Annotated in this window: 13 protein-coding genes; 12 read left to right on the forward strand and 1 reads right to left on the reverse strand. The window is 43.4% G+C overall.

Annotated features, from left to right (window positions below):
- The first annotated feature begins 97 nt into the window (after positions 1-97).
- The 11 genes from ACY8D0_RS07470 to ACY8D0_RS07520 all read left to right on the forward strand — a co-directional run bounded on the left by ACY8D0_RS07470 (position 98) and on the right by ACY8D0_RS07520 (position 9,920).
- Entirely contained in the window at positions 98-628 is a 531-nt protein-coding gene (locus ACY8D0_RS07470; RefSeq protein WP_462409846.1) for a CBO0543 family protein, read from the forward strand.
- 139 nt (positions 629-767) lie between these two features.
- Positions 768-911, forward strand: coding sequence for a hypothetical protein (locus tag ACY8D0_RS07475; protein ID WP_462409847.1), 144 nt, complete (start codon positions 768-770; stop codon positions 909-911).
- A gap of 325 nt (positions 912-1,236) precedes the next feature.
- A complete protein-coding gene (gene argH / locus ACY8D0_RS07480; protein WP_462409848.1) occupies positions 1,237-2,772 on the forward strand; it encodes an argininosuccinate lyase in 1,536 nt (511 codons plus the stop codon).
- Positions 2,744-3,760, forward strand: coding sequence for an N-acetylglucosamine kinase (locus ACY8D0_RS07485; RefSeq protein WP_462409849.1), 1,017 nt, complete (start codon positions 2,744-2,746; stop codon positions 3,758-3,760). The genes argH and ACY8D0_RS07485 overlap by 29 nt, the downstream gene beginning before the upstream one ends.
- 51 nt (positions 3,761-3,811) lie before the next feature.
- On the forward strand, positions 3,812-4,162 hold the full coding sequence (locus ACY8D0_RS07490; RefSeq protein ID WP_462409850.1) for a YojF family protein: 351 nt from the start codon (positions 3,812-3,814) through the stop codon (positions 4,160-4,162).
- 23 nt (positions 4,163-4,185) lie between these two features.
- On the forward strand, positions 4,186-4,857 hold the full coding sequence (gene bshB2, locus ACY8D0_RS07495) for a bacillithiol biosynthesis deacetylase BshB2 (protein ID WP_462409851.1): 672 nt from the start codon (positions 4,186-4,188) through the stop codon (positions 4,855-4,857).
- A 48-nt stretch (positions 4,858-4,905) separates the two neighbouring features.
- Positions 4,906-6,213, forward strand: a complete 1,308-nt coding sequence (locus tag ACY8D0_RS07500; protein ID WP_462409852.1) for an extracellular solute-binding protein — start codon at positions 4,906-4,908, stop codon at positions 6,211-6,213.
- 127 nt (positions 6,214-6,340) lie between these two features.
- Positions 6,341-7,291, forward strand: a complete 951-nt coding sequence (locus ACY8D0_RS07505) for a carbohydrate ABC transporter permease (RefSeq protein ID WP_462409853.1) — start codon at positions 6,341-6,343, stop codon at positions 7,289-7,291.
- A gap of 12 nt (positions 7,292-7,303) precedes the next feature.
- Positions 7,304-8,134, forward strand: a complete 831-nt coding sequence (locus ACY8D0_RS07510) for a carbohydrate ABC transporter permease (RefSeq protein WP_462409854.1) — start codon at positions 7,304-7,306, stop codon at positions 8,132-8,134.
- Positions 8,135-8,140: 6 nt separating this feature from the next.
- Positions 8,141-9,319 (forward strand): ROK family protein, encoded by a 1,179-nt coding sequence (locus ACY8D0_RS07515; protein ID WP_462409855.1) that lies wholly within the window; start codon positions 8,141-8,143, stop codon positions 9,317-9,319.
- Positions 9,320-9,509: 190 nt separating this feature from the next.
- Entirely contained in the window at positions 9,510-9,920 is a 411-nt protein-coding gene (locus ACY8D0_RS07520) for an Imm63 family immunity protein (protein ID WP_462409856.1), read from the forward strand.
- A gap of 266 nt (positions 9,921-10,186) precedes the next feature.
- Here the strand turns inward: ACY8D0_RS07520 and ACY8D0_RS07525 are convergent, their stop codons facing one another.
- Complete coding sequence (locus ACY8D0_RS07525; protein WP_462409857.1) at positions 10,187-11,122, reverse strand: acetamidase/formamidase family protein; 936 nt, start codon at positions 11,120-11,122, stop codon at positions 10,187-10,189.
- Between the two features lie 276 nt (positions 11,123-11,398).
- On the opposite strand from ACY8D0_RS07525, the gene pepF reads away from it, so the two are divergent.
- Positions 11,399-13,189 carry an oligoendopeptidase F gene (pepF, locus tag ACY8D0_RS07530; protein ID WP_462409858.1) on the forward strand — a complete coding sequence of 597 codons (1,791 nt, stop codon included), beginning with the start codon at positions 11,399-11,401 and terminating at the stop codon, positions 13,187-13,189.
- Positions 13,190-13,243 lie beyond the last annotated feature (54 nt).

Genomic DNA, 13,243 nt, shown 5'->3' on the forward strand with positions numbered 1-13,243 from the left:
TTGTAAATAGGTCTTTACGCCTGTTATGGATAATCGTGGTATTAGGTAATAATAGGAATGTTAGACTACTACTTTAGCACTGGAGTATGGAATTGAAATGGTAAATGCAATTTACGCCTGTGTTTGGTTGGCGGCATTATTTAAATGGGGGGATTGGAGAAACTGGAAAGCGTATTATCCCACCATTCTTTTCTTTATATTAGGATATTTCCTTTATTTATATTTATTGTCTGATCGTTATCCGATGTGGAGATATTCTCCTCCTAATATAGACCAGCAATCAGGAATTACTAATACACATGTTGCACTTTCCATCATGCTCATTAAATACCCGGCGACCATCTTAATCTATTTATCCAAATTCCCAAATGGTCAAATCATTAAGAAGGTATTATACATACTCTGCTGGGTGATTATTTTTGCTGTTAATGAGTTTATCGACCGAAAAGGCCATCTTATCAAATACTACAATGGCTGGAACTATTATTGGTCGATTCTATTTAATGCAGTCATGTTTTTCCTTCTTTGGGTTCATCATAAAAAAACCATGTTGGCATGGGTTCTTTCCATCCTGTTTATCGTGTTTTTATGGAAAAGTTTCCATGTTCCTTCATCTGTTTTCAGATAAAAATAAGAGGATTGAATTCTCTTATTATTTTGTATTATTTTGCTATTCCGCACATTTTGCAAACGCTTTCACGTTTAAAAAAACAGCAGTATAATAAGGGTGTCAAGAATCCAAGACCCAAGCGGGGGAGGAATTATCCATGCTTATTGACTTTTTATTTGAACTAAGAAATTGGCTGCTTGCCGAGCCAATCGACGAGACTCTGGAGTTTGAACGGTTAGAATCCAAGCACACGAGAGTCCACCATGATGAGGATATTTACGAGAGAATCCGGGTACATTAAATTTTTGGAAGCCTTCTTTTTCAGAGGGCTTCTTTTTTTGTGTGCGCTCGAATCCGACCCCAAAATTATAATAGCTGCCAAATGTGTCGGAAAATAATAAAAATTTAGATAACTTATTGACAGTGGTGAAACAGGGGTCTATAATTTCCTTATTAAGGAAACTTTACAAAGTTTTTACATGGTTTTTACATGATTAGATTAATAGTTGATATGACCTTTTTTCTTATGTTTTCTATTCAATGCTTACTAGTAAATAAAGTTTATTTAGTACTTGAGGCGATTTTCTAGAACTAACGATAGAACGGCCAAAAAAGGGGGTAATGGTATGAGTATGATGGAAAGCATTTTGGAAAAAGAAGGGCGTAAGTTTCCGGGGGCAACCTATTCTGAGGTAGTATTAGCCCCAGCCTATGAGCATGCCAAGCAATCCTTGCTCGAACCGATGATTGAAATCCATAAAGCCCACTTGATCATGCTTGTGGAACAAGGACTACTGGAGGAAAGTGAAGCTGCACAAATTATGAAGGGAATTCACGCTCTTGATAAGGATGCACTGATTCAATCCACCTATGATGGACAATATGAGGACCTGTTTTTCCTTGTTGAAAGTCAAATTATGGACGTTGCCGGCGAAATTGGCGGCAGTTTGCACCTTGCTCGAAGCCGGAATGATATGGGGGTTGCCATCTACAGGATGGTTCTAAGGGATAAGCTTCACATTTCCCTCAACTCTCTGCTATCTTTCCAGGAAACCCTTCTGACGGTGATTGATACCTATAAGGAAACCATTGTCTTGGGGCATACCCACACGCAGCAGGCCCAGCCGATGACGTTTTCTCATTATCTTCTCGGAATGTACGACTGTCTAGACCGCGACATCAAAAGATTGACGGCGGCCTATGATACTTGCAATACCAGCCCGCTTGGCGCAGCAGCCTTGACGACGACTGGATTTCCGATCGACCGAACCAGGGTTGCTGAGCTTTTAGGATTTCCGGAAATCATCAAGAGTGCGTATGATTCCATTGGCGGCGCTGATTATTTAGGTGAAATTGCCACAGCTTCCCAATTAACCTTTATCAATCTTGGCCGGTTTTCACAAGACCTTCTCTTATGGTCCACACAGGAATTTTCAGGCATCCGTGTGGCAGACCCCTATGTGCAGACAAGCTCCATCATGCCGCAAAAAAGAAACCCTGTCTCACTCGAGCATATTCGTGCCTTGAGTTCAAGCGGTATTGGCAATGCCCAAACTGTCCTCCAGATGTTACATAATACACCATATGGCGATATCAATGATACCGAAGATGATCTTCAGCCTTATTTATGGAAGTGCCTGAAGCTAATTGATCAAGTTTTTCGGTTAACAAAAGCAGTCGTTGGCACGATTGAGGTAAATGAAGCCCTTTTAAAAAGAAGAGCCCAGGAAAGCTTTGCAACCATAACGGAGTTAGCTGATACCCTATTTAGGGAAGTGCACATTCCGTTTCGTACCGCTCATTCCATTGCCAGTCAGGTGGTAAAAATTGCCACGGCCAGGGGACTGAATGCTACCCAAGTGAATGCTGGGCTTGTGGATGAAGCCGCCGAAGCAGTTGTTGGTTATCCACTCCATTTACCGGAGGAAGCCATTCTCGCTGCAATGGACCCAGAACACTTCGTTAAAATTCGCTCATTGCCTGGCGGACCAGCACCTGAGGAAATGAAGCGGGGGATCATGGAAAGAAGAGCCAGTTTGCATCAACATATTTCTTTCCTTAAGTCAGAACTGAAACGAATGGCAGATTGTAGGGAAAAACTAGATCAACTTACAAACCAGTGGGGCAAAGCGGATGAACCCGATACCAATCCTGGCCATTGATGGAGGCGGTACGTGCTGCAGGGGAGCACTTTGTGATGATGAAGGACAAATTCTTGCCTATGCAGAAGAAGGACCGGTCAACCATCAAAATGTTGGCCCTGTCCAAACGAATCAAACCCTGACCAAACTATTGCAAGCCCTTCTGGGTCAAATCGGAGGAACCACTTTGGAGGTTGATCGAGCCATTGTGGGGATGGCAGGGATTGACACAAATCAGGATTACCAAACGGTTAATAAAATTTTAATGGATAGTTTTGGTCAATCGCAGTTTCATGTGGACAAGTTGTATTTGGAAAATGACGCCATCATGACCTTGATGGGGATGGCAGAGGAGAAGCCGGGTGTTCTTGTCATAGCAGGAACTGGATCCATTTGTTGTGGCATGGATGGCAAAGGTCTTACCGCAAGGGTCGGCGGCTGGGGACATCTGATTGGGGATGAAGGCAGCGGATATCGAATTTCGCTGGCGGCCATTCAGCATATATTCCGTACCATCGACGGGCTGGAGGAACCTTCCGGGATTATGAATGAGGTCCTCTCCCATCTAAAACTAACTTCCATTCAAGAATTAATGACTTGGGTCTATAAAGCTGATTCTTCCATTAATGAAATGGCCTCGATCGCACCAGTGATTTTCCGGCTGGCCGATCAAGGCGAAGTCAAAGCAATGGAAATCCTTTCTCAGGCATCCGCTGATTTAGCCCATTGCTGCCAAGCGACGATTGAAAAGTTAGGATTGACCCATCAACCCTTCTCGCTTATTTTAGGAGGCGGCATTTTGCAGCATCACCGATTTGTGGCAGACCGTCTTATTCAAAGACTTGCCGAAACTTACTCGTTCGATTTCCATATCCTTGATAAGCAGCCGCTATTTTGTGCCTTGCTCTACGGCTTGCGTAAGGGAAAAGGAGTTTCAAATACCATTGAATCCAATTGTTCGCAGTCGCTCGAGGATTGGCAGTTAAGGTGCAAGAAAAAAATGGATTAGGTGTTTAGGAATCAATGAGAAGAATGCCGGGAATTAAAGGAGGTGAATAGGATGAAATCGATTGACACAGGGGAGGTCCAGCAATATTTAGATCAATTTTTAGATCAAGATCTTTATTATCATCTTGAAACCTCAAATGGCTCCTACGCCTCGCTCGAGGGTGAGCAGCAAACGTCGGTATGTGCCTTTATCCGAAACGGACGCATCCGTTACAGCCGCGGAAAAATTGCTGGGTCTGGGCCCTACAGTGTAGGGTTAAAGCTTGATGAAGGCTGGGTTTATGCAGAGGGCTTGACGGATTATGAATTGACCGAAACTGGTCAGCTTCTGCTTGGGGGCTATGACCATGAAGGCAGGATTGGCATTGCCTTAGAGCTTAGCCTGCATCCATTTTCGGTTTAATATCAAAAGAAAAGGAGGACTTGATGTTGTACAAGAAAATTCTTGCAATCTACCCACACCCTGATGATGAATCATTTGGAAAAGCAGGAGCCCTTGCGCTTCACGTAAAAGAGGGTGCTGAAATCACTTTGGTATGTGCCACATCGGGTCAAATGGGCCGAAGAATGGGGAAACCTTTCTTTGCAAACCGTGAAACCCTGTGGAAGATTCGTGAAAAAGAATTAAAAGACGCCTGCGAAGTGATTGGGATTAAGGATTTGCGACTTTGGCGGATGCTTGATAAGACGCTTCAATTTGAAGACCCGGAAGAATTAGCTGATCGAGTGGAACAGGTCTTAAAAGAAGTGAAGCCGGAACTGGTTTATTCCTATTATCCGAATTACGCTGTCCACCCCGATCATGATGCATTAGCAGAAGCTGTTATGCTAGCAATCTCCCGTCTTCCTCAAGAAGAAAGGCCAGTCGTGCGTGCCTCGGCTTTTTCGAAAAACTGTGAAGACATTATCGGCACCCCGGATCTTGTGATGGATGTTTCCGAGGTACTGGATGTGAAACTGGATGCGTATCGTGCTCATCGGTCGCAATCGGAATTCATTATCCAGAAGCTCGAACAAAGCATGGCGGTCCAAGCGGAAGTCAAGGAAGAACTGCTGAAACCATATCTAAAAGAAAGATATTGGACCATTCAGTTGTAGGCAAATGGGTAAGTAAAAAATTGTTATTTATAAAAGGGGGCTTTACCATTGAAAAAGTGGCTATTTAAAATGGTTGTAGTGGTTATGGCGTTCAGTCTTATCGCACTTGCCGGTTGCAGCAATAACGAAAAAACTTCGTCTTCTTCCAAGTCAAATGAAAAAGTGACCATTACCTACTGGCAATATACTTTCCCGGCAAAAGTAACAGAAATAAAAAGTTTAATTCAAAAATTTGAAAAGGAAAATCCAAACATTAAAGTCGTAGCACAAGATTTCCCGTATGATCAATATACCCAAAAAGTGACAGCCGCTATGCACGCGGGTAAGGGACCGGATGTCATGAACCTCTATTATGGCTGGTTACCGCAATATGTAAAGGAAGGCTATCTTCAACCAATCCCCAAAGACTTCATGAGCACTTCTGAAATTGAAGATTACTATATTCCAATGATTGAGGCCTCTAAGATTGACGGCAAATATTATTCCCTTCCTATAGCCGTACGTTCACTTGCATTATTTTATAACAAAGAAATGTTTAAACAGGCTGGACTTGATCCGAATAGCCCTCCAAAAACGTGGGACGAGCTGATTCAATACGCCAAGAAAATGACCAAGCGCGATGCCAGTGGCAATTTGGAACAGGAAGGCTTTGCTTGGGATGTAAATGGCCAAGGCTATCATGCATTTGAGGAAGTTATGCTTCGTCAATGGGGCGTAAAGCCGTTTAGTGATGATGGAAAAAAAGTACAATGGAATTCTTCTCCAAAAGGACTTGAAGCCTTTACTTATTGGATTAACATGTACAAGAAAGAAAAGCTTGGCGAACCATTATTTTTGCAAGGCTACAATACAGCCTTCAAAGCTGGAAAAGCAGGCATCATCATCGATGGTTCATTTGATATAACGGCCATCAAAGATGCAGCTAAATTTGAATGGGGTGTTTCGACTCTTCCTGTCAAAGAGGAAGGCGGACTGGAATCTAACTTTGGTTCTTATTGGACAAACGGAATCGCAAAAGGTGTAAAAGGGAAGCAACTTGAAGCATCAGAAAAATTTATTAAGTTCCTAATCTCCGAAGAAACCCAGAAGGAATGGTTAACGAGTGTTGGAGAACTGCCTGCTGCTAAATCTTTTGCCAATGACGAATCGATTAACAACGATCCAATCTACGGCCCATTTGTTCAAGGTTTGAAATCTGCGCATGCTACCTTCTTCGTGGATGAAACGAAGGAACGTGATTCGATCACTGCCCAAATTGATAAAATCTTATTAAATAATGAGCCTATTGATAAAACCTTTGAAAGTCTAGTAAAAGAACAGCAACAAATTAGAGATGACTATTTTAAAAATAACTAACTTCAACAGGTAGGGACGGTGGACGGATAGTGAGCCAGAATATCCGCATGAGGTTTTGGCGGGCGCTTTCCGTCCTCTGGTTTTTCAACAAACCATCTTAAGACTTTTGTGAAAGGAGGGTTTACCCTTGGCCCAAACGAGTATGGTTGAAAAAGGGACAAAAAAATCCTTGATAGAAAAAAGAGAAAGGCCGCCTATGAAACTGAAAACCAAGCGGACGATGGTGGCATATTCATTTCTAGCAATTCCTCTTTTATTCTTCCTATGCATTCGTATTTATCCAACTTTATATTCCTTTTCTATGTCATTCTCCTCGCAATATGGGGAGGGAGGATTTACCCTGGATAATTATCAACAATTATTCAAGGATGAAGTTTTTTGGAAATCAGTCTTGAACACGCTCAAATACGTAATCATTACGGTTCCTATTCAAATGGCTCTTGGTTTGCTGATCGCTCTTGGTTTGGAACGAATCCAGCATTTCCGCTCCTTCTATCGAATGATCTATTTCCTGCCCTACATTACCTCGGTCATTGCCGTCAGTTGGGTATGGCGTCTCATGTTTGATCCAAGCGTCGGCTTTTTTAATGAGCTGCTTAGCTGGTTTGGAATTCATTCGCAAAAATGGTTATCTGATCCTAAGTTGGCGTTGTTTTGTGTTTGTGCAGTCATGATCTGGCAGGCAATGGGATTTAGTATGTTAATCTTTATGGCCGGGATTCAAGGCATTCCCAAACAATTATATGAGGCCGCTCAAATTGATGGTGCAGGCAAATGGAATATGTTTTGGAAAATTACCTTTCCGTTATTAAATCCAACCATTGTCTTTTTGGCCGTAACAGGGGTCATTTCGGCTCTGCAGACGTTTGCACAGATTCAGAGTTTAACGGCGAGCAGTGGTGCAAGTGCGGGAGGACCTTTAAATAGCACCGTCAGCATTGTTGTTTACATGTACAAAAATGCCTTCCAGGAATTTAATATGGAATTTGCCTCTGCTGTAGCGGTTGTTTTATTTATCTTTATATTACTTGTTACCCTTTTGCAAATGAAAGTCTTAAACAAAAGCTATGAGTACTAGGGGGTGGTAGTTTTGAAAAAGAAGAAAGTGACTGGCATTGAATATCTGGTCCATCTTATCATGCTAGCCGGGGTCATTGTGGTGGCGTTTCCCTTTGTTTGGATGATTTTATCATCACTTAAGAGCTTGCCAGATTTCTATAGTTTTTCTTTCTGGCCAAAGAAGCTTGATTTTTCCGGCTATAAATATATTTTTCAGGAAACGGATTTCCTTCAGTGGTATCTAAATAGTATTATCATTGGAGCAATTGTGACGGTAAGCTGCTTGGTGTTTAACTCGCTGATTGGCTATACATTAGCAAAATTTAAATTTATTGGTGGTAAGGCCATCTTTATTTTGATTCTAAGTACCCTGATGATTCCTACGGAAATGTTGGTGATTCCTTGGTATGTGATGGGTACTAAGGTAAATTTAATCGATAGTTACTTAGGGATCATGTTTCCAGGGTTAATTGAGGCGTTTGGTATCTTTCTGATGAGGCAATTCATGTTGGGGATCCCGGATGATCTTTTGGATGCCGCGCGGATCGATGGAATGGGAGAGTTAAAAATCTTTTGGAGAATAGCGCTTCCTCAAGTAAAACCTGCACTATCAGCACTTGGAATTATTACGTTCTTAGGCAATTGGAATGCTTATTTGTGGCCAGTAATTGTGGTTTCTTCGGACAAAATGCGGACGCTCCCTGTAGGAATTTCTCTCTATGCGACGGGTGATAGTGGAGGGATTCAGTGGAATACCATCATGGGGATGAGCACGCTCGCGATTATCCCCATGATCATCGTTTTCCTCATCTTCCAGCGGCAAATTGTGGAAGGAATTGCGTTGACGGGAGTGAAAGGATGATATTTTATGGTCAATCGTTCAATTCCTGCAACTCCAAATCTATTAAGATTGTTAAATCGGCAAACTATTCTCCGATTGCTTGAACAATCGGTTACTATTAGCCGTACCGAATTACGGGATAAATCAGGACTCAGCATGCCAACTGTTTCCAGCGTGGTGAAAGAACTGTTGGAGGAAGGTTGGCTGCTAGAAGCAGGAGGCGGAATTTCCCAAGGCGGGAAGCCGCCTCAACTTTTCAAATTGAATCCGGATGCCCGGTATATCGGAGCGATTCAAATGAATCATGATAGAATTCGCATGAGAGTGGCCAATTTGACGGGAGAAGTTATTTTACATGAAGATTTCCACACACTTCATATTCCCGCAAAAGATCTCTGTGCTCTGGTTTCAGCTAGGATGAAAGCGCTTATCCAATCTTCGGACGGGATAAGTGAAAAGCTCTTGGGGATCGGGATTGCGGTACCGGGTGTGGTGGATGAATCAGGCATTGTTTCCGATGCGCCGGAGTTTGGATGGGAGCATGAGCCTCTCAAGGAACACTTTACCTTATTTTTCAACGATCATCGCGTGGTCGTTGAAAATGATGTCCGGTTAGCGGTGATGGGAGAGGCCTGGCGGCGCCAATTATTATCGGAAACGATGGTTTATGTCCATTTAAGTCATGGAATCGGTGCAGCACTCCTGATTGAGGGGAAACTATATCGCGGTGCCCATTTCGCAGCGGGGGAGATTGGCCACTTTATTGTGGACCCGCAAACGATTAAGAAACCTCCTAAGCTGCAGGGTGGAGATCAGGAGATTGCTTCACAATCCTCCCCAGGGGTAGAAGCAAGGGTTAGCCCATTTGGGGCAGAGCAGGGGTTTTTTGAGTCACATTTTGGAATGAGGCAATGGCTGGAAGATAGCGGGAACCGCCGGGAAAATGAAGACCGCCTGATTGGCTATCTTGCTTATGGCTTTGTCAATATTATTGCCTTGATTGACCCGGAGTCGATTGCCATCGGTGGTGATATGCCCTTATTGATTGATGGTTTTTTGGACCGCCTGCTGGAGGCACTAAAGCCTTTGGTGAGGAGCATGCCTGAAATCTATGTCACTCCCTTTGGGAACGATGCGCCATTATACGGTGCGGGTAGATGTGTCCTCGAGAGCAGCTATAATCCTAACTTTGTGAAGGATTTTTAATAGAATGGCTCTGTTAAACAACTATATTGATATTTGTCCTCCTGTACGTTCGATGTATATTGAAACAAAACCACGAACATATGTACAGGAGGTTTTCCATGTGTGTTAAAAGTGTTTTATATCTCCACATGGTACAAACTTCGACTTAGAATACATCACAGTCTAGAAACCAAAAAGTGGAGGTTTGAAATTGAGTAGAAAAAGCCTTGAAGAGATAAAAGAGTTAATAGAAAGACATGCACAGTCCATTCACGCACCTTTACATTTGCATCCAACATACGGGTATTCGCAAGATTTTGCGAGACCTCATATAGAGGTTGATCAAAAAGGTTACCATTATATCATTGTCGAAAGAGGAGTAGAACTAAAAAGGGTTACAACTGAAGAGTTGGACGAATTGTTGTTTCATGTTTTCGACGGCATTACGTTTAGCATGGCATTGGATTTTGAGTTGGATAATCGAGATAATACTCAAGACTTCAGGAGAATTTTGTTTAAGAAACAAGAAGAATTATTGGGGATCATCAACAAAGAATGGGCTGTCAGGAAAGAAAGAGAACACGAACAAATACTAGGAAGGCACCCATATTCCGATAGTTAAATTCAGATTCCAAAGCTCCACTATAAGGTTAATAGGGTAGTAAATAAGGATGGGTCACGAGGATCCATCCTTATTGGTGGTTTGCTGCTGGTCTATAGGAAAATCCGGTCAACTGGCGTAGGCGGATGCTTCAACTGTCGGATGACAAGCACCAACTGTCGGAAAACTTTCAACTGTCGCAAAAGGCACCCCAACTGTCGGATGACGTGCTCTAACTATCGGATAGGTTAGTCCAACTGTCGGATAACCTGCACCAACTGTCGAATCTATCTAATTGCCCCATGAGGTAAGAATGCATGTACACCCTTTGCCTGATTCACGATTTGTGTGACTCGCAAATCAACAGCGACACTCGCCAAAGCCATCGCTTCGGCTTTTTCAACGTGATAAAACTCTTGTATCAGTTCAACCATAGCATTCAAGGCTTCAGAGGTGGCCGCGTTTAAATCCTCATTAAAACCAAAAGTAACCCAGCCTGCTGGAGTTTTTGCTCTCGGCATGGTTACGTTAAGATCTTCGTGCACGATTAACGTGAAATCTACTAAATCCATTGGGCATTCAATTGCGGTACCGGAGACTTCGCCGTCCCCTTGCAGGGCATGTCCATCTCCAATGGAAAACAGGGCGCCCTCAACAGCTATTGGCAAGAAAAGGCTACTGCCTTTTACTAGCTCCTTACAATCGATATTTCCTCCTACATAACGTGGCGGTGTAGTCGTATGGACACCCGGTTCAGCAGGGGCCAAACCCATTAAACCGATGAAAGGACTAAGGCCGACATGAAAGGTTTTGGTTCCGATTTGACAGGTACCTGTCATCGTAGTGGAATTCAATTCCCAGTCTACCTGAACCCGTTCCGATTCGGAAATGCCTACGCTATCGTTTTGATAGTTTTTGATTCCGCCAGCCCAATTCCGTCCGTACCAAGCGGGTACCACATCATTCAATTTGATTTCGAGAACCATGCCTGGCTTTGCTCCGCGTACCGCAATGGGACCAAGCAACGGGTGGCCCGGTTTTGCTTCCTTTTCACGAGATCGATAGACGACTCGTTCCTCACCCTTCGAACGAGAATATCCCCACTGAATATCCAGCGTCGTCAATTGAACCGTATCCCCAGAATCCACCGTCAAAATTGGCTCATAATCCCTGCTAAAAGACCCATGCAAATACTTTTCGTCCAAACCTAACTTATGTAACAAAGCTGCTCACTCCTGAAGAAAAAATTATATATTTCTAAAATTAACAATATTAATATAACATTTCTTACACAATAATCAAACATTAGGAGCTGAACTTGCTCCATTAATGTGGCAACACGGTGAAGAGCTGGGGGACAGGCCCCCGGCAATTTAAAGTGGCAGCGCAATAAAGCGGAGGGACGGAGCTGTCCCACAATGGATTCGACGCCTATAAACATGGTAAAATAGTGCAATAGGCTGGAAACGGCTGGATGTTATTTGAGGGGGGATTGTAGGTTGAAGACCTATCAATCGAGGGCGGAAGTGCCTGATTATGAGAAGTGGAATTTCGATGATATTTATTCTTCAATGGAGCAATGGGAAGAAGATTATCGTGCCATTGAAGGCATGGTTGAAAGGATTAAGAAATATGATGGCGCCATTCATGATGGAACATCCCTTTATCTATATTTATCGGAGAAAGAACAACTTTCGGCCAAATTTAATCTCGTATACGTATATGGAATGCTGCAGGCAGATGTTGATACAAGAGATACCGCGGCACAAGCTTTGGTAGACCGAGCCAAGCAGCTTGCTGTAAAAATTAGTGCGGCATCGTCGTTTTTTATGCCGTTTCTCTTAAGCCTTGAGGAGAGCACACTAAAGCAGTATATTGCCCAAGTGCCACGCTTGAAATATTATGAAGAGGATTTGCTCGATTCTTACCGGTATAAAAAACACGTTTTAAGCAAAGAGCAGGAAGAAGTCTTGTCCAATCTGGGGGAAGCTCTTTCTGCACCAAGCCAAACCTATAACATGCTCAATAACGCTGACATCAAATTTGGGGAAGTGACGCTGGAGGATGGGGGTAAGGCTGAATTAACCAGGGGAATGTACTCCAAATGGATTGAAGATGAAGACCGAAGCAAACGCCAAGAAGCCTATAAAGCATATTACCAACCCTATTTGCAGTTAAAGAATTCGATATCCTCAACCCTTGCGGCCAATATTAAAACGAACGTTACCTTATCCCGGCTACGAAAATATCCTTCCGCACTGGAAAAAGGTTTATTTGGTGACATGGTGCCAAAGCAAGTTTATGAAAATTTGATTGAGGCCACCAAAGCGAATATTGGTCCGTTACACCGCTATAGCGAGCTCCGGAAGGAAAAACTGGGAATCGAGGAATTGCGTCAATACGATCTCAGTGTTCCTTTAACGGAAGGGGTAAAGTGGGAAATCTCCTATGACGAGGCGTTTGAAACCATCTTAAAGGCACTGGCTCCTCTGGGTGACGACTATATCAATACACTAAAGACTTTTAAAGATGCCCGCTACATTGATGTGCGGGAAACGCCGGGGAAACGCTCGGGCGCTTATAATCTGGGTGTCTATGGGGTCCATCCGTTTGTGTTGCTGAACCATCACGACGATCTCGACAGCATGTTTACCATGGCCCATGAATTCGGCCATGCTATGCATTCTTATTATTCCAGCAAGCACCAGCCAAGAATCTCGGCCGGTTATAGCATTTTTGTGGCGGAAGTCGCATCGACCGTCAATGAGGTATTGATGATTCATTATTTGCTGGAACAGGAAACAGACAAACAGAAACGGAAACATTTGCTGAATCATTTTATTGACCAATTCAAAGGGACGTTCTTTACCCAAGTGATGTTCGCCGAGTTTGAGAAGGTGACCCATGAAATGGCTGAAGCAGGCAAGCCGTTGAATGTGGAAGCATTCAATCAAGTCTACGAATCCTTATTCAGGGAATATCAAGGAGAAGTTGTGGTCTTTGATGAGGAAGTCAAATACGGCTGGTCACGGATTCCGCACTTCTACCGGCCATTTTACGTCTATAAATACGCCACCGGTTACGCCTCAGCCATCCATATTGCCGAAAGGCTTCTGGCTGGCGAACCGGGAACAAAAGAACACTATTTGGAATTCCTAAAAAGCGGCAGCTCCGACTACCCGCTCGAACTCCTTAAGAAAACAGGCGTAGACCTCACCACCCCGGAACCAATCGCCAACGCCTTAAACCGATTCGAACAACTAGTAACCGAATTTGCCGAAATACTCTAAAGCAGTAGCGCATTAACGCAGCGGGGGCCTGACCCCCGCCACGTTAAAGCATCA

It is taken from the genome of Neobacillus camarae (genome assembly GCF_054950115.1).

Coding starts and splice junctions, on each gene's coding strand:
- bshB2 (WP_462409851.1), top strand. CDS start 4,186: ATGTTGTACAAGAAAATTCTTGCAATCTACCCACACCCTGATGATGAA.
- ACY8D0_RS07470 (WP_462409846.1), top strand. CDS start 98: ATGGTAAATGCAATTTACGCCTGTGTTTGGTTGGCGGCATTATTTAAA.
- ACY8D0_RS07485 (WP_462409849.1), top strand. CDS start 2,744: ATGAACCCGATACCAATCCTGGCCATTGATGGAGGCGGTACGTGCTGC.
- argH (WP_462409848.1), top strand. CDS start 1,237: ATGAGTATGATGGAAAGCATTTTGGAAAAAGAAGGGCGTAAGTTTCCG.
- ACY8D0_RS07475 (WP_462409847.1), top strand. CDS start 768: ATGCTTATTGACTTTTTATTTGAACTAAGAAATTGGCTGCTTGCCGAG.
- ACY8D0_RS07515 (WP_462409855.1), top strand. CDS start 8,141: ATGGTCAATCGTTCAATTCCTGCAACTCCAAATCTATTAAGATTGTTA.
- ACY8D0_RS07490 (WP_462409850.1), top strand. CDS start 3,812: ATGAAATCGATTGACACAGGGGAGGTCCAGCAATATTTAGATCAATTT.